18 protein-coding genes are annotated in these 16,485 nt (G+C 68.1%); 12 read left to right on the forward strand and 6 right to left on the reverse strand.

Annotation, left to right across the window (positions count from 1 at the left end; all coding sequences use genetic code 11):
* The first annotated feature begins 47 nt into the window (after positions 1-47).
* From dnaJ to era, 7 genes are all read left to right on the forward strand, one after another.
* Complete coding sequence (gene dnaJ, locus CGU35_RS05470) at positions 48-1,157, forward strand: molecular chaperone DnaJ (protein WP_100810586.1); 1,110 nt, start codon at positions 48-50, stop codon at positions 1,155-1,157.
* A complete protein-coding gene (locus tag CGU35_RS05475) occupies positions 1,157-1,894 on the forward strand; it encodes a 16S rRNA (uracil(1498)-N(3))-methyltransferase (RefSeq protein ID WP_100810587.1) in 738 nt (245 codons plus the stop codon). The genes dnaJ and CGU35_RS05475 overlap by 1 nt, the downstream gene beginning before the upstream one ends.
* Positions 1,895-1,990: 96 nt before the next feature.
* On the forward strand, positions 1,991-2,284 hold the full coding sequence (locus CGU35_RS05480; protein WP_232711224.1) for an HIT domain-containing protein: 294 nt from the start codon (positions 1,991-1,993) through the stop codon (positions 2,282-2,284).
* On the forward strand, positions 2,277-3,410 hold the full coding sequence (locus CGU35_RS05485) for a PhoH family protein (RefSeq protein WP_374935768.1): 1,134 nt from the start codon (positions 2,277-2,279) through the stop codon (positions 3,408-3,410). The genes CGU35_RS05480 and CGU35_RS05485 overlap by 8 nt, the downstream gene beginning before the upstream one ends.
* A complete protein-coding gene (gene ybeY / locus CGU35_RS05490) occupies positions 3,407-3,880 on the forward strand; it encodes an rRNA maturation RNase YbeY (protein WP_100810589.1) in 474 nt (157 codons plus the stop codon). Before CGU35_RS05485 ends, ybeY begins: the two co-directional genes overlap by 4 nt.
* A complete protein-coding gene (locus tag CGU35_RS05495; protein WP_100810590.1) occupies positions 3,877-5,235 on the forward strand; it encodes a hemolysin family protein in 1,359 nt (452 codons plus the stop codon). Before ybeY ends, CGU35_RS05495 begins: the two co-directional genes overlap by 4 nt.
* A 46-nt stretch (positions 5,236-5,281) precedes the next feature.
* Positions 5,282-6,172, forward strand: a complete 891-nt coding sequence (era, locus tag CGU35_RS05500; protein WP_100811300.1) for a GTPase Era — start codon at positions 5,282-5,284, stop codon at positions 6,170-6,172.
* A gap of 132 nt (positions 6,173-6,304) precedes the next feature.
* Here era and CGU35_RS05505 read toward each other — a convergent pair whose 3' ends face one another.
* Positions 6,305-7,711, reverse strand: coding sequence for an HNH endonuclease signature motif containing protein (locus tag CGU35_RS05505; protein WP_157813908.1), 1,407 nt, complete (start codon positions 7,709-7,711; stop codon positions 6,305-6,307).
* A gap of 140 nt (positions 7,712-7,851) precedes the next feature.
* Entirely contained in the window at positions 7,852-8,463 is a 612-nt protein-coding gene (locus CGU35_RS05510; protein WP_100810592.1) for a hypothetical protein, read from the reverse strand.
* 178 nt (positions 8,464-8,641) lie between these two features.
* Between CGU35_RS05510 and leuA the strand changes: the two genes are divergently transcribed.
* Positions 8,642-10,399 (forward strand): 2-isopropylmalate synthase, encoded by a 1,758-nt coding sequence (gene leuA / locus CGU35_RS05515; protein WP_100810593.1) that lies wholly within the window; start codon positions 8,642-8,644, stop codon positions 10,397-10,399.
* A gap of 189 nt (positions 10,400-10,588) precedes the next feature.
* Here leuA and CGU35_RS05520 read toward each other — a convergent pair whose 3' ends face one another.
* From CGU35_RS05520 to CGU35_RS05530, 3 genes are all read right to left on the reverse strand, one after another.
* Positions 10,589-11,329: a trimeric intracellular cation channel family protein gene (locus CGU35_RS05520; protein WP_100810594.1), complete on the reverse strand. Its 741-nt coding sequence runs from the start codon at positions 11,327-11,329 to the stop codon at positions 10,589-10,591.
* Positions 11,330-11,350: 21 nt separating this feature from the next.
* The gene (locus CGU35_RS18510) at positions 11,351-11,722 is read right to left on the reverse strand and encodes a hypothetical protein (protein WP_232711160.1); all 372 of its coding nucleotides are present in this window, start codon (positions 11,720-11,722) and stop codon (positions 11,351-11,353) included.
* Positions 11,723-11,928: 206 nt separating this feature from the next.
* The gene (locus CGU35_RS05530) at positions 11,929-12,372 is read right to left on the reverse strand and encodes a MarR family winged helix-turn-helix transcriptional regulator (RefSeq protein WP_100810595.1); all 444 of its coding nucleotides are present in this window, start codon (positions 12,370-12,372) and stop codon (positions 11,929-11,931) included.
* A gap of 90 nt (positions 12,373-12,462) precedes the next feature.
* On the opposite strand from CGU35_RS05530, the gene recO reads away from it, so the two are divergent.
* Genes recO through CGU35_RS05545 form a run of 3 tightly spaced genes read left to right on the forward strand, consistent with a single transcriptional unit; the run spans position 12,463 to position 14,756 of the window.
* Positions 12,463-13,191, forward strand: coding sequence for a DNA repair protein RecO (recO, locus tag CGU35_RS05535; RefSeq protein ID WP_100810596.1), 729 nt, complete (start codon positions 12,463-12,465; stop codon positions 13,189-13,191).
* Positions 13,188-14,003 (forward strand): isoprenyl transferase, encoded by an 816-nt coding sequence (locus CGU35_RS05540; RefSeq protein WP_100810597.1) that lies wholly within the window; start codon positions 13,188-13,190, stop codon positions 14,001-14,003. The genes recO and CGU35_RS05540 overlap by 4 nt, the downstream gene beginning before the upstream one ends.
* Before the next feature lie 54 nt (positions 14,004-14,057).
* Positions 14,058-14,756, forward strand: coding sequence for a DsbA family oxidoreductase (locus CGU35_RS05545; RefSeq protein WP_100810598.1), 699 nt, complete (start codon positions 14,058-14,060; stop codon positions 14,754-14,756).
* A gap of 1 nt (position 14,757) precedes the next feature.
* Here the strand turns inward: CGU35_RS05545 and CGU35_RS05550 are convergent, their stop codons facing one another.
* Positions 14,758-15,261 carry a glutathione peroxidase gene (locus CGU35_RS05550; RefSeq protein ID WP_100811301.1) on the reverse strand — a complete coding sequence of 168 codons (504 nt, stop codon included), beginning with the start codon at positions 15,259-15,261 and terminating at the stop codon, positions 14,758-14,760.
* A 62-nt stretch (positions 15,262-15,323) separates the two neighbouring features.
* Here CGU35_RS05550 and dusB point away from each other — a divergent pair, with 62 nt between their 5' ends.
* Complete coding sequence (dusB, locus tag CGU35_RS05555) at positions 15,324-16,478, forward strand: tRNA dihydrouridine synthase DusB (RefSeq protein ID WP_100810599.1); 1,155 nt, start codon at positions 15,324-15,326, stop codon at positions 16,476-16,478.
* The last annotated feature ends 7 nt before the right edge of the window (positions 16,479-16,485 follow it).

Below are 16,485 nucleotides of genomic sequence, written 5' to 3' on the forward strand. Positions count from 1 at the left end.
GGACGCGACCCGATCGGCGCAGCCGTCGGACATCTGTGAAAGGCAACATGGCAGACCACTACGAGGTGCTGGGCGTTCCGCGGGACGCGAGCACCGAAGACATCAAGAAGGCCTACCGGCGACTCGCACGCGAGCTCCACCCCGATGTGAATTCGGGAGCGGATGCGGCGGAGCGCTTCAAGCTCGTCACGCACGCGTACGACGTGCTGAGCAACACCGAAGAGCGCAGCAAGTACGACCGTGGCGGCGACTCGCCGTTCGGCGGTCAGGGCGGCTTCGGCGGGTTCGGTGACATCTTCGAGACGTTCTTCGGCGGTCAGGGCGGCGGTCGCGGGCAGCGTCCCCGGTCGCGTCGCGAGCGCGGTCAGGACGCCCTCGTGCGCGTCACGCTCGAACTCTCGGACGTCGTGTTCGGGGTTCATCGCGACCTCGAGGTCGACACCGCCGTCATCTGCGAGACCTGCCAGGGCTCGTGCTGTCAGGCGGGCACGCAGCCCGTCACGTGCGACATCTGCCGCGGTTCGGGGCACGTCCAGCGGACCGTGCGGAGCCTGCTCGGCAACGTCGTCACGAGCCAGCCGTGCCAGACGTGCCAGGGCTACGGCACGACGATTCCCTACCCGTGCTCGACCTGCCAGGGGCAGGGCCGCGTGCGCTCGCGTCGCACGGTCTCGCTCGACATCCCGTCGGGTGTCGAGACCGGACTGCGCCTGCAGCTGCCCGGCTCGGGCGAGGTCGGGCCGGCGGGTGGACCCCACGGCGACCTCTACATCGAGGTCACGGTCGCCCATCACGAGGTCTTCAGCCGCGAGGGAGACGACCTGCTCGCGACCCTCGAGGTCTCGATGCCCGACGCCGTGCTCGGCACGACGACCACGATCGACGCACTGGACGGACCCGTCGAGCTCGAGATACGCCCCGGTGTCCAGGCCGGTGACGTGCTGACGATCAAGGGCCGCGGCATCACCGCGCTCCGCGGCTCGCAGCGCGGCGACCTGCGTGTCGGTGTGCAGGTCCTCACCCCGACGCGCCTGGATGCGAAGGAGCGGGCCCTCGTCGAAGAGCTCCGCAAGCGCACCAAGGCGCCCGCGCCCAAGCTCGCGCACTTCCAGCAGGGCATCTTCTCGAAACTCCGCGACCGCTTCCGGAACGCCTGATGGCCCTGCATTTCGTCGCCGAGGGTGCGACGGATGCGCAAACCGGAGACACCCTGGCGCTCACGGGCGCAGAGGCCCATCACGCGGCCGTCGTTCGCCGCGTGCGTCCGGGCGAGGACGTCACGGTCGGCGACGGTCGGGGCGTCTGGCTCGACGGGGTCTGCAAGAGCGTCACGCCCAAGGAGGTGACGGTTCGCGTCACGGCACGTCGGGTCGAGCCTCAGCCGAGTCCGCGTCTCGTGCTCGTGCAGGCGCTGGCGAAGGGCGACCGCGACGAGCTCGCCGTGCAGGCGGCGACCGAGCTCGGCGTCGACCGGATCGTGCCGTGGCAAGCCGGCCGCAGCGTTTCTCGCTGGGAGGGCCCGAAGATCGCGAAGGGCGTCACGCGGTGGGAGGCCATCACGCGCGAGGCGGCCAAGCAGGCGCATCGCGCCTGGGTTCCGGAGGTTTCGGCCCCGGTCACGACCAAGCAGCTCGCCGCACGGGCGGCTGAGGCATCCGTTTTGGTTCTCGAGCCGACCGCCGACGCGACGCTCACCGCGCAGTTGCTGAAGCCCGTCGGTGAGCGCGATGTCGTGCTGGTGGTGGGTCCCGAGGGCGGGATCGCGCCGGAAGAGCTCGACGCTCTCGTCGCCGCCGGGGCCGTCCTGGTCCGCCTGGGCGATACGGTGCTGCGTACGTCGACGGCAGGCCCGGCCGCGCTGGCGGTGGCGAGCGCCGCCCTCGGCCGCTGGTAGCCCCGACCGCGCGCGAGCCCCGCTCGGTAGACTGGACGGGTGAGCAGAGAACCCTCGATCTTCACGCGCATCCTGCGCGGCGACATCCCCTCCGAGATGGTGGGCGAGACCGAGAACGTGTTCGCCATCACAGACATCGCGCCCCGCGCCCCCCTGCACCTGCTGGTGATCCCGAAGACAGAGAAGTACCGCGACGTCGTCGAACTCGCCGCGGGCGACCCGGACCTCCTCGCCGAGATGATCGGCCTGGCGAACACCCTCGCGATGCAGCACTCCAACGGCGACTTCCGGCTGGTCTTCAATACCGGCGCCGGAGCGGGGCAGACCGTATTCCATGTACACGCCCACGTTCTCGCGGGCGGACTTTCCGAGAAGAGCGTCAGTGACTGAACCGACCGAAGAGACTTCGTCGGGCGAACAGACCGTCAGCGATCGGGTTCTTGCCGACGGCGTCGCGATGGTGCAGTTGCTCGGCCCGCAGGATCGACTTCTGCGCGTGGTCGAGAAGGAGCATCCGGGCGTCGATGTCCACGTTCGTGGCAACGAGATCACGCTGTCCGGACCCGCGGATGCCGTGGCCGCCGCTCGGACGCTCGTCGATGAGTTGCTCACGATGACCCGCGAGGGCTACAACGTCGCGCCCGCCGACGTCACGTCGTCGGCGCGGCTGCTCGGCGACGACCCTTCGCGCCGTCCCAGCGATGTGCTCGGCGAGGCCATCCTGTCGTCGCGCGGCAGGATCATCCGCCCGAAGACGCTGGGTCAGAAGGACTACGTCGACGCGATCGAAGAGAACACGATCACATTCGGTATCGGCCCGGCGGGTACCGGAAAGACCTATCTGGCGATGGCGAAGGCCGTTCAGGCGCTACAGCGCAAAGAGGTCAGCCGGATCATCCTGACCCGTCCCGCGGTCGAGGCGGGGGAGCGGCTCGGATTCTTGCCGGGCACGCTCAACGACAAGATCGACCCGTACTTGCGCCCGCTGTACGACGCGTTGAACGAGATGATGGATCCCGACATCGTCCCCAAGCTGATGGCGACGGGAACGATCGAGGTCGCACCCCTCGCGTACATGCGCGGCCGGACGCTGAACGACTCCTTCGTCGTGCTCGACGAGGCGCAGAACACCACGCCCGAGCAGATGAAGATGTTCCTGACCCGCCTCGGTTTCAACACGCGGATGGTCGTCACGGGCGACATCACGCAGGTGGACCTGCCGGGCGGATCGTCGGGCCTGCGCCTGGTGACCCGGGTGCTCGACGACATCGACGACATCCATTTCGCCCGCCTGACGAGCGCGGATGTCGTGCGGCACACGCTCGTCGGAAAGATCGTCGACGCGTACACCGAGTACGACGAACAGCGCACCGCCGAACGCTATGAGCGCGAGCAGGCGGCGCAGTTCGCCAATCGCGCCGAGCGCCGGTCGTCGACTCGTCCGATCGGTCCGCGTGACCGCAAAGCTCCGAACCATCAGTCCTCGGATCGCAAAGCCCAGGGAGGGCGCTCGTGACCATCGAGATCACCAACGAGTCCGGGGTGACGGGCATCGACGAGACGAAGCTGCTGCGGCTGATGGAGTACAACCTCGCAGAGCTGCACGTCAGCCCTGAAGCGGATGTCGCCATCATCCTCGTGGACGAGGGTGCGATGGAGGCCCTGCACGTGCAGTGGATGGATGAGCCGGGCCCGACGGACGTCCTGAGCTTTCCGATGGACGAGCTGCGACCCGGCACGGAAGACATCCCGACACCACCGGGTCTGCTCGGCGACATCGTCCTCTGCCCGCAGGTCGCCGAGACGCAGGCGCGTGACGCCGGTCACACGACCGAAGACGAGTTGCTGCTGTTGACGACTCACGGCCTCCTGCACCTGCTCGGATTCGATCACGCCGAACCCGAAGAAGAGCGCGAGATGTTCGGTCTGCAGCGCGATCTGCTGATCGGCTTCTCGGTGCGCGAGCGGCGCCGTAAACCCGCATGACCGCCCTTCTCCTTCTCCTCGCAGCCCTCTTCCTTGTCGCGTTCGCGGGCCTCATGGCCGCGCTCGACGCGGCGCTGAGCGTCACCTCGCGCGCCGACCTGGCCGAGTGGGCGCTGACGGCGCGGGCGCGTCGCTCGTTGCGGGCGATCGCCTCCGACAGCGACGCCCACCTCAACGCGGTGGTCTTCATCCGCATCCTGGCCGAGACCGCGGCCGCCGTGTTCGTCACGGTGTCGCTGACGATCCTGTTCGACTCGATCTGGTGGGCGATGCTCGCCGCGGTCGTCCTGATGACCGGAGCCTCGTTCGTGCTCGTCGGGGCGAGTCCGCGCACGGTCGGTCGTCAGCACGCCGAGGGACTGCTGCGCGCGTGCGCGCCGATCGTGCGGTTCGTGCGCATCATCCTCGGCCCGATCGCCGGGGCTCTGGTCGCGCTCGGCAATCGCGTCACGCCGGGTCGTCGCCGGGTCGCGTCGTTCGCGTCCGAACAGCAGCTGCTGAGCATGGTCGACGAGGCCGCCGAGGCGGACCTGATCGAAGACGAGGACCGCGAGCTCATCCACTCGGTCTTCGACTTCACCGACACGTTCGTGCGCTCGGTCATGGTGCCGCGTACCGACATGGTGACGCTGGATGCCTCGGCGACGACCGACGACGCGATGAGCCTGTTCCTCAGCACGGGGGTCTCGCGCATCCCCGTCACCGAGGGCAGCGACGATGACATCGTCGGCATCCTGTACCTGAAAGACCTGGTCCAGTCGGGTTTCGGTGCGGGAGACGGATGGCGCACCCAGGGCATCCGCAAGATCCTCCGGCCGGCGAGCTTCGTTCCCGAGTCGATGATGGCCGAGACCCTGTTGCAGCAGATGAAGCGTGACGCCGTCCATGTCTGCATCGTCGTCGACGAGTACGGCGGCATCGCCGGGCTCGTGACACTCGAGGACCTCATCGAAGAGCTCGTGGGCGAGATCGCGGACGAGTACGACGTGCCGCAGAACGAGATCGTCGAGCTGAGCCCGGGCCGGTATCGCGTGAGCGCCCGCAGCTCGCTGGACGACATCGGTGACCTGTTCGGGATCGAACTCGACGACGATGACGTCGACTCGATCGGTGGTCTGCTGGGCAAGGTGCTGGGTCGCGTTCCGCTGCCGGGTGCCGAGGCGACGCACGAGGGCATCGTCATGACCGGGGGCGCGTCGCGCGGCCGGGGTCGGGGCATCGCGACGGTCTTCGTCGAGCGGTCGCCGGAACTCATCGCCGCGGAAGAGGCTTTCGCCGCCGAGACGAACACTGGTCCGATCGAGAAGGTCGGCGCGCCCGAGGGGCGCAAACGAAAGGGAGAATCCCGTGACTGATGCGGTTTCGCACGATGGCGCGGGGGACGGATCGGGAACGGGTGGGATTCCGCTCCGGAGTGGCTTCGTCACGTTCGTCGGACGCCCCAACGTCGGCAAGTCGACGCTGACGAATGCCCTGGTCGGCGAGAAGATCGCGATCACGAGCGAGAAGCCGCAGACGACGCGCCGGGCCATCCGGGGCATCCTGAATCGCCCCGCCGGTCAGCTCGTCATCGTCGACACTCCCGGTATCCACAAGCCGCGGACGCTGCTCGGCGAGCGCCTCAACCACCTGGTCGACCAGGTGCTCGGCGACGTCGACGTGATCGCGTTCTGCGTTCCGGCGACCGAGAAGGTCGGGCCCGGCGACCGCCGTATCGCGGAATCCCTCGACGGCTATCGCCGGGCGAAGAAGGTTGCGCTGGTGACGAAGACGGATGCAGCCTCGCGCGAGCAGATCACCGAGCGGTTGCTCGAGGTCGATGCGTTGCGTGAGGACTGGGCCGCCGTCATCCCGCTGTCCGCCGAGGCGGGCGAGGGGCTCGAGGTTCTCGCCGACGAGCTGCTGTCGCTCATGCCCGAGGGTCCGGCGCTCTATGGCGCCGATGTGGTGACGGATGAGTCGACCGAGGACCGCATCGCCGAGACCATCCGCGAGGCGGCGCTGCAGGGTGTGCGCGACGAGTTGCCGCACTCGATCGCGGTGACGATCGCCGACATCCTGCCCCGCGAGGACTCGGACCTGATCGACGTCTACGCCGACCTGGTCGTCGAGCGTGACAGTCAGAAGGCCATCATCATCGGACACCGGGGCTCACGGCTCGCGGATGTCGGGGCTCGGGCGCGTGCGCAGATCGAGCCGCTCATGAAGTCGCGCGTGTACCTGCACCTGCACGTCCGGGTGGCGAAGGAGTGGCAGCGCGACCCGAAGCAGTTGGGCCGCCTGGGCTTCTAGGTACGGTTTCGCCCGTCGGCACGAATGCAGGCAAACACCGGGGCGGGCAGAAACGTGCGGTATCCGCCTGTGCTCGTGTAATCGCCTGTCTCCGTGTGCAAGATGCGAGCGGGTGTGCCCCGGGGTGCTGCGTTACGTCCGCCGACCGACCAGGTCGAGCAGGCGCGTGCGGGATGTGGTGACCGGACGCCACCTGGGACTTCGCTCGATCCATGGGGGAGCCATCACTTCTGGCACACCCTGATTCATCCGGATCTTCCACCCGCCATGGTCGATGAAGCGGTGATGGTTCCAGCACAACAGCACACCGTTGTCGGTGTGGGTCGGGCCGCACTGGGCGTGGTCCGTGACGTGGTGGATTTCGCACCACGCGGCACGGACGCCGCAGCCCGGGATGATGCATCCGCCGTCCCGGAGCGCGATCGCCCGACGCTGGTGCCGGTTGAACACGCGCTCTTCGGTGCCGATGCGCTGGATGCGGCCGTTCCCACCGAGCAGCACGCGCTGGATCACCCCGGCGCAACCCACGTGCGCGGCTGCACGCACCGAAACCGGCTCGTCGATGCCGTCGACGTGGGCCCACCCCGTGTCGGACACGAGGTCTTCGGCGCGGACCGAGATGACCAGCGTGGGAGCGGCCCCGCCGATGGTCGGAAGCTGTTCGCTGGATGCCGCGACCGACAGAGCCGTCGCCAGCGCATCGTGCCGCTTCTGTGCCGAGCTGCGCGGGTCATCGGCGAAGCCGGAATCGCCCTCGCCCTCAGGGCGGAACGAGACGCCGTCGCCTACGTGCGGCGAGCCGATCGCGTCGCAGATCCGCTGGAACTGGGCGGCGACCTCGGGCAGCAGAGCGCCTCGCAGCGGAACGACACCGTCGCGCGCGACGCCCAGCGTGACCCCGCGCATCCGTATCGCCTGTTCTTCCTTCGGCTCGGCACCGTCCTGATCGAGCGCCGCGGCCCACGCCTGGGCCTGCACGCGAAGCAGGTCTGCGCAGGCGGGCGGCGTGCCATCCGGACCCGTGCCACTCGCCTCGGCGGCGAGCACCGCGTCGGCAACCCGCAGCGACTCGAGGGGCACGCGCTGGCTCATCGCTTCGAGCGGCCCCGACACCGCGACCAGCCCGTCGATCCCGACCTCGCCCTCCAACAACACCGAGCGCATCGCGGGGAGAAGCGCGGGCAGCGCCCCGCCGCTCAACGACTCGCCCAGTGCGACACCCTTGGCCCCGCGCTGCAGACGAGCGGCGGATGCCGGACCCATCCTCGTCGCCCGTTGCACGAGCTCGCTCACGTCGTGGCATCCGCGCCGCGCCGTCAGCCTCAGGTCGCGATCCGGGCCCGCCGACCGACGTACGACCTCGCCGACCGATTCCACGAGCACCGCGTCGGTGAGCCGCTGCAGCTCGGCCGCGAGATTCAGAGCGCGCACCACGTGGTCATCGCTCGCGGCCAGAATCTGCCCGTCGCCGAGGGCGCGAGTCACATGAGCGCGCGCCTGCTCGATGGCCCCTTCGAGGTGATCGAGCAGTGCTTCCATACCCTCTATTCTGACGAGGGTCACCGACATTGAGACCCGGTTTTTGCCCGATCAAGAGCGACAAACGGGGTGTCTCGGAAAATTCTCTGTACAAGCTCCGCCGGGGCCGTCGACACACGCCCACGACCCAGAAATAGGGCTCAGTCGAACGGACGTATCGCCGAGCGAACGACCACGGCACCCTCGCCGTAGGTCTCATCAGCCGCGGCCTGCAGAGTTCCGTCGTCCCACACGACATCGACCCACAGCCATCCGTTCTCGGGGTACGACGCCAAGAATCCGTCGCCGATCAGTGCCGGCAACGCATCCTGCATCTCCGTCAACTCGGCCCCGGTTGCCGTTCCCGGCTTGCCGCCCGTCGGATCCGCCGGCGCGATGGGGTCGTAGAGGGCCAGCATCACGGGATCTCCGGTCACCGCGAACGTCGAGCCGTCGTAGGTGCCGCGCACGGCATAGGCGCCCCACGTCACATCGCCCGACGTCTCCCACCCCTCGATCCCGTCCCACGACCACCCCTCGACCGGGATGCCGCTGCACTGCGGCGGGTACGACTCGGCAATGGCACCGAGGCACAGTTCGACCGTGCCGTCGACATCCATCACCGTGCCCTGTGCCGACACCTCGCCGGCGGGCGGCGACGGTGTATCCCACACGACCGCCCCCGAGCCCGAGCCCGCGGACGAGGTCGCACAGCCGGCGAGCAGGAGAACGGATGCGGCGGCCACGGCACCGACGGCGATGAAACGGCTCATACCTGAGAGTGTCGCGGCTGGCGGGATCGTCTCGCCAGACATCCTGCTACCATCGATCCCATGCGTTTGCGCGGGCTTCTCCTCCTTAGCCGCCGCGACGAGGCTTCGATCTAGGGCCTTTCTCGTCGCGGAGCTTGTCGTTGGCCCCCACAAGTTCGATCAGAGAAGCGACGACATCATGGAGAACACCCAAAAGCCTTCCGGGATGCCGGTACACAAGTACCGCCCCTACCACGAGCAGATCTCGGTGCACCTGCCCGATCGCACGTGGCCCGACAAGCGGATCACCGAGGCGCCACGTTGGTGCGCGGTCGACCTGCGCGACGGCAACCAGGCGCTCATCGACCCGATGAGCCCCGAGCGCAAGCGCATCATGTTCGAGCTGCTCGTCAGCATGGGCTACAAAGAGATCGAGGTCGGGTTCCCGTCCGCCAGCCAGACGGACTTCGACTTCGTCCGCCTGCTGATCGAAGACGGCCTCATCCCCGACGACGTCACGATCCAGGTGCTGACGCAGGCGCGCGAAGAGCTGATCAAGCGCACTTTCGAGTCGATCAAGGGCGCGAAGCAGGCGATCGTGCACCTGTACAACTCGACCAGCGTCCTGCAGCGCGACGTCGTCTTCCGCACCGACCGACAGGGCGTCATCGACATCGCCCAGCAGGGTGCGCGCTGGTGCAAGCAGTACGAAGAGACGGTGCCCGAGACCACGGTGTACTACGAGTACTCGCCCGAGAGCTACACGGGCACCGAGCTCGAGTTCGCCGCCGAGGTCTGCAACAGGGTCATGGAGATCTTCGTGCCGACGCCCGAGCGCAAGGTCATCCTGAACCTGCCCGCGACGGTCGAGATGGCAACTCCCAACGTCTATGCCGACTCGATCGAGTGGATGGGGCGCCACCTGAACCACCGCGAGAACGTCATCATCTCGCTCCACCCGCACAACGACCGCGGCACGGCGATCGCCGCCGCCGAGCTCGGGTACCTGGCCGGCGCCGACCGCATCGAAGGATGCCTGTTCGGCAACGGTGAGCGGACGGGCAACGTCGACCTGGTCGCCCTCGGCATCAACATGCTGACGCAGGGCATCGACCCGCAGATCGACTTCAGCGACATCGACCAGGTCAAGCGCACGGCAGAGTACTGCAACCAGCTGCCCGTGCCCGAGCGCAGCCCCTGGGCCGGCGACCTCGTCTTCACGGCCTTCAGCGGTTCGCACCAGGACGCGATCAAGAAGGGCTTCGAGGCGATGGATGCCCGGGCCGCCGCCGAGGGCGTCTCGGTCGACGAACTCGAATGGGCCGTGCCCTACCTGCCGATCGACCCGAAGGACCTGGGCCGCTCGTACGAGGCCGTCATCCGCGTCAACTCGCAGTCGGGCAAGGGCGGCGTCGCGTATCTGTTGAAGAGCGACCACGCGATCGATCTGCCCCGGAAGCTCCAGATCGAGTTCTCGGGTGTCGTGCAGGCGAAGACGGATGCCGAGGGTGGCGAGGTCTCGAGCGACCAGATCTGGTCCATCTTCCGCGACGAGTACCTGCCGGCCGACGAGGCCGACGCCCGCTGGGGTCGGTTCGAGCTGCTCGCGACGCGCACGCAGAGCGACATGAGCGGGGATGTCTCGCTCGAGGTCACGCTGCGTGACGGCGACGAGCGGTTCGAGGCATCCGGTCACGGAAACGGTCCCGTGGCGGCGTTCCTCGAGGTCGTGCGGGGCCAAGGTTTCGACGTCACCGTCTACGACTATGTCGAGCACGCGCTCAGCGCCGGCGGCGACGCGCAGGCCGCGGCCTACGTCGAGTTGCAGGTCGAGGGCGAGCGCCTGTGGGGCGTCGGCATCGACGGCGACATCTCGACCGCGAGCCTCAAGGCGATCGTCTCGGGCGTCAACCGCGCTATCCGCACTCGCGAGCGTTCGCTGGTCTCCGCGGTCTGATCCAGTACCCGCGCGCCTGCACCCGCGGGCCTGTGCCCGGCGTGCCTATCGGTAGGCCTCGGTGGGCTGGGATCCCCCGCGAGGTGGGGCGCGGCAATTGCGGTGGGGCGCGTAAGAACGCGCCCCACCGCATTTTTCACGCCCCAGTGCAGGGCAGCAGCAGGGAGCCCGGGTCTGCGGGTGTGTGCGTCAGGGCTTGATGATCGGCAGCACGCCGGTCTCGGCGGCCACGCGGCGGCGGTAGAGCATGCGCTGCTCCGGCAGCGACAGGTCGAACACCACGGCCAGCACGCGGATGACGGCGGTCACGACGATCCCGGCGATCGCGGCCGGCACGATCGCGAGCCCGAGCGAGGCAGAAACGGCGAGCACGAGGCATCCGGCTCCCGCGGCGACCGCGTAGAGCGAGCCCACGTGCATCACGGCTACGGGCAGCCCCATGATCACGTCGCGCAGGATCGATCCGCCCACGGCCGCGACAACGCCGACGAACACGGCAGGCACGAGCGGCAGCCCGACGGCGAGCGCCTTACTCGTTCCGAATGCGCCGAACAGGCCGATCACGATCGCGTCGAGCCCGACGATGACGCCGTTCACGCGACGGAACACGCCGGCCAGCAGCATCCCCACGAGCGCCGCGGCGACGGCCGTGATCAGGTACCAGTTGCTCTGGAGCGTCGACGGCGGCAACCCCAGCAGCAGGTCGCGGATGAGTCCGCCACCCATGCCGATCACGATGCCGATGATCGCGACCCCGAGCAGATCCAGGCGGCGCTGACCCTGGAAGCCGGATGCGAAGAGTGCACCCTGGATGCCTCCCAGCGCCACGGCGGTCAGGTCGGCCCAGAGGGGGATCACGAAGAGGGGTTCCACCCCTCTATTGTCATGGGATATGCGTGCGGACCGCGGACATGAAGCCGTCGAGATCATCCACCCAGAGGCGAACTCCGCTCACCTCTGTTCGGCCGTCGGTGTTCGGATCGGTATCCGCCGTTCAAGCGTGACGAGCACGTTGGTCTCGTCCTGCATGCGTAGCGCGATCACAGGACCCGAAGCCTCGTGCCGGACCGAGGCAGTCTTCTCCGCGACGTCATGCGCACGCTCCACAGAGGCCACATCGTGCCAGCGGAGATCAAGGTCGATGTCCGTGCCTACGCGCGCGCGGATTCCCTCGGGGCCGACAGCGTGGGGCCGCGTGAGAAAACCCAACAACAAGCCGAGCATCCATGTCACGCCCCAGATGCCGGCGATGAGCAGGGGGATGCGGATCCATGGCCAGGGGTGGACGATCAGATCCACGATCGGGATCTCGATCGCGCTCAACACCAAGAACACTATGAGGATCATCGAGACCGGACGATGGTAGGTGAACGCGGTGGCCCCTGCGGGGACGCGAGGGCGGCGGGTGATGAATCGCCACAGGCTCAGCCATACGCCCACTTCCATGTGCCATGCGCGCCGCGCCAGCCGGGTGAGGCGACCGCCGAGCGAGGGCGGGCGTGTCGCGGATCGCAACGATTGTGGGGTGGTCATCGCGGGCGAGCCTCGGTCACCAGCTTTTCGAGGCGGGCTCGCAGATGGGCCAGCCCGCGCTCCGTTGCGTTCACGGTGCTGTGGTCGAGACCCTCCACCAGCGACCCGGCGAGGTGAACGTGCGCGGTTGCCATCGTGGTCATCACCGTTGTGCCGTGCTCGGTGAGCGAGACGACAAGCGCCCGGCGATCCGTGGGGTGCGGGGACCGTCGTGCGAAGCCGGTGCTCTCGAGCGCGTCCACGAGAGCCGTTACATTGCGGGGCGTGACATCCAAAGCTTCCGCGAGCCGCGCCTGCGTCAAGGGCCCATTGTGGTGCAGGATCCACAAGAGGTGGGTGCGGGACGTCGTCAGCCCCAGCTTCGTCAGCTCACGTTCCTGGTCAGCCTGCAGCGCATGTGTGATCGCCAGGAGATCATCGAGCAGTTGTACGCCAGACATAGTGAATAACCTACACAAAGTGAGGCAGAGACCGGCACCCGCGGGCGAGCCGCGCGACCCGGTGTCGTCGCACCGCCGGATAATGGACCGGTGCCCACTTACCGCGACGAGGTCGTGATCCTCCGCACCCACAAGCTGGGCGAAGCGGACCGGATCATCACGATGCTCAGTCGTCGGCACGGCAAGGTACGGGCGGTCGCGAAGGGCGTGCGGCGCACGGCGTCGCGGTTCGGGGCGCGCCTCGAGCCGTTCATGGTGGCGGATGTCCAGCTGTACGTGGGCCGAAACCTCGACATCGTCCAGCAGGCCGAGAGCCTGGGCTCGTACGGTGCCGACATCGTCGTGCACTACGAGCGCTTCACGGCCGCGAACGCGATGGTCGAGACCGCCGATCGCCTGAACGAGTCCGAGGCCACCCCCCAGCAGTACCTGCTGCTCGTCGGGGGGCTGCGCGCCCTCGCTCGCGGAGAGCACGAATCGCGCAGCGTCCTCGACTCGTACCTGCTGCGGGTCATGGCGCTGTCGGGCTGGGCCCCGAGCCTCAGCGCGTGCGCGCGGTGCGGCGCCGCGGGCCCGAACGACTATTTCGTCGCCCAGCTCGGCGGCATCGTCTGCAACGACTGCGCCCCTCCGGGCAGTGCGCGCATCGGTCCCGAGGCCGTCCGCCAGCTCGGCGCGCTGATGGCGGGGGAGTGGGATGTCGTGGCCGCGGCGCCGCCGCGTGCCCTGGCCGCAGCATCCGGCGTCGTCGCGGCGTACACCCAGTGGCACCTCGAGCGGGGCATCCGCTCGCTCTCGCACCTCGAAGGACCTCGATGAGCCCCAAGCCGTACACGCACAAGGACGCCGTGCCCTATCGTGCCCTCGACTGGACGGGCGTGTACCCGCCCGCGTTCGCACCGGGGTCGGTTCCCGAGCACGTTGCGATCGTGATGGACGGCAACGGTCGCTGGGCCAATCGCCGCGGGCTCTCGCGCGTCGAGGGACACAAGGCGGGTGAGGCATCCCTGCTCGATGTCGTGGCAGGGGCGATCCAGGCGGGCGTGAAGCACCTGTCGGTGTATGCGTTCTCGACCGAGAACTGGACCCGCTCGCCCGACGAGGTCCGCTTCCTCATGGGGTTCAACCGTGATGTGCTGCATCGTCGGCGCGATCAACTCAACGAGTGGGGCGTGCGGGTGCGCTGGGCGGGGCGCAAGCCGCGGCTCTGGGGTTCCGTCATCAAGGAACTCCAGTACGCCGAGCAGCTGACGGCGGGCAACGACGTTCTCACGCTCACCATGTGCGTGAACTACGGCGGGCGCGTCGAGCTCGTCGACGCGATGAGGGCCATCGCCGAGGATGTCGCGCGCGGACGCATCCGTCCTTCCGCCGTGACCGAGAAGCTCATCCGCCGCCACCTGTACGTGCCCGATATGCCGGACGTCGACCTCTTCATCCGCTCGAGCGGAGAGCAGCGGACGTCGAACTTCCTGTTGTGGGAGTCCGCGTACGCCGAGTTCGTGTTCCTCGACACGCTGTGGCCCGACTTCTCGCGCACGGACCTGTGGCAGGGCATCGTGCTGTACCTTGACCGCGACCGCCGATTCGGCGGCGCGATCGATACGCCCGGCGCCGCCGACGTCTCGTAGTTCGAACATGTGGCCGCGGGAATACGCGCGGATGCTTCGGGTGTTGAGCTCGGTATGACGGATGCCATCAAGATCGACGTGTGGAGCGATATCGCCTGCCCCTGGTGCTACATCGGTAAGCGGAATCTCGAGAATGGGCTGGCGGAGGCATCCGCGGATCCCGACGGCCCGCGCGTCGAGGTGACCTACCATTCGTTCGAGCTGTCGCCCGATACTCCCGTCGATTTCGAGGGCGACGAGGTCACGTACCTGGCCGATCACAAGGGCATCGCCCGTGAGCAGGCCCGCGAGATGATCGACCGCGTGACGGATGTCGCGGCGGGCGCCGGTCTGGCCTACCGCTACGACCTGCTCAAGCACACGAACACCGTGAAGGCGCACGAGCTGCTGCATTTCGCCAAGCAGGAGGGACATCAGCTCGAGATGGCCGAACGCCTGATGGCGGCCTACTTCACCGAGGGCAAGCATGTCGGTCGCATCGACGACCTCGTGGCTCTCGCCGCCGAGGTCGGGCTCGACGCCGACGAAACGCGAGAGGCCCTCGAATCCGAGCGGTACCTCGCGGATGTGCGTGCCGACCAGGCGCAGGCACAGAGCTACGGAATCAACGGCGTGCCGTTCTTCGTGATCGACGGCAAGTACGGCGTGAGCGGCGCCCAGCCAGCGGAGGCGTTCGCGCAGATCGCCCGTCAGGTGTGGGCCGAGCGGGCCGAGACCGCGGGTTCGAGCGAATCAGAGCCCGTCGGCGCGTGATCTAGCCGGGCAGGTTGCTCTCGATGACCGAGACGATGGCCGGGTCGTCGGGCTTGACGGTCGGGCGGAAGCGGTGCACGACGCCCGAGGGCGTGAGCACGAACTTCTCGAAGTTCCAGATGATCGGGCCGTGCGCGCCCTCCGAGTCCTTGGCCTTCTTCAGCGCCTTGTAGATCGGGGCCGCACCGCCGCCGTTGACCTTGATCTTGTCGAGGATCGGGAACGTGACTCCCCAGTTCACGGCGCAGTAGTCGAGGATCTCGTCCATCGATCCGGGCTCCTGGCCCATGAACTGGTTGCACGGGAACCCGAGCACGGTGAACCCGCGGTCGCCGTAGGTGCGCTGCAGCTCTTCGAGCTGCTCGTACTGCGGGGTGAGGCCGCACTTCGAGGCGACATTGACGATCAGGATGACCTTGTCGCCGTAGTCGGAGAGCGAAGCGGTGCCTCCGTCCGCGGTGTGGAAGGGGATGTCTCGGATGTCCACAACGGTCTCACTGGTCATGTCGTCCACGATACGACCCCGCTTCGAGGCGGGGCGCGCATTCTGTCTGGGAGAATGGAACAATGTCCGGCCTCATTGCTTCCGCGCCGACGTTGCGCATCGGGCCGCTCGCTCTCGATGTCCCCGTCGTGCTTGCGCCGATGGCGGGCATCACGAACACGGCGTTCCGGCGCCTGTGCCGCGAGTACGGTGCGGGCCTGTACGTGAGCGAAATGATCACGTCCCGCGCGCTCGTCGAGCGCAACGAGACGACGATGCGCCTGATCCGGCACCACGACTCCGAGACCCCGCGCTCCATTCAGCTCTACGGCGTCGACCCGGCCACCGTCGCCGAGGCCGTGCGCATCATCGTCTCCGAAGACCATGCCGATCACGTCGATCTGAACTTCGGGTGCCCCGTGCCCAAGGTCACCAAGAAGGGCGGGGGAGCTGCGCTGCCCTGGAAGCTCGGTCTGTTCCGCGACATCGTCGAGGGCGCCGTGAAGGCTGCCGGGGACGTGCCGTTGACGATCAAGATGCGCAAGGGCATCGACGACGACCACCTGACCTACCTCGAAGCGGGACGCATCGCCGAGGGTGCGGGAGTCGCCTCCGTCGCGCTGCACGCGCGCACGGCGGCGCAGTTCTACTCGGGTCAGGCCGACTGGTCGGCGATCACACGGCTGAAAGAGACCGTGACGAGCGTGCCCGTGCTGGGCAACGGAGACATCTGGTCGGCAGAAGATGCCGTGCGCATGATGTCCGAGACCGGATGCGACGGGGTCGTCGTCGGACGCGGATGCCTCGGGCGTCCCTGGCTCTTCGGCGAACTCGCCTCGGCGTTCGGCGCGGATGCGCCCGCCGTCGATGCCGACCTGGCGTTCGTCGCCCGGGCCTTCCGCCGTCATGCGGAGCTCCTGGTCGACTTCTTCGAGGACGAGGGACGCGGATGCCGCGACATCCGCAAGCACGTCGCGTGGTACTTCAAGGGTTATCCCGTGGGGGGTGAGACCCGTGCGAGCCTCGCGACGGCGTCGACCCTGGACGAGATCGACCAGTTGCTCGCCGAGCTTCCCCTGGACGCGCCGTACCCCGGCGCCGCGGCCGAGGGGCAGCGCGGGCGTGCGGGGACCCCCAAGCGTCCGGCCCTTCCGGACCGCTGGCTCGAGAGCCGCGACGTGGACTCGGCGGAGAGCCGCGAGATCGCCGCAGCGGAGCTGCACCACAGTGGTGGATGAGGGCGTG

It is taken from the genome of Microbacterium sp. BR1 (assembly GCF_002812725.1).
Taxonomy (GTDB): domain Bacteria; phylum Actinomycetota; class Actinomycetes; order Actinomycetales; family Microbacteriaceae; genus Microbacterium.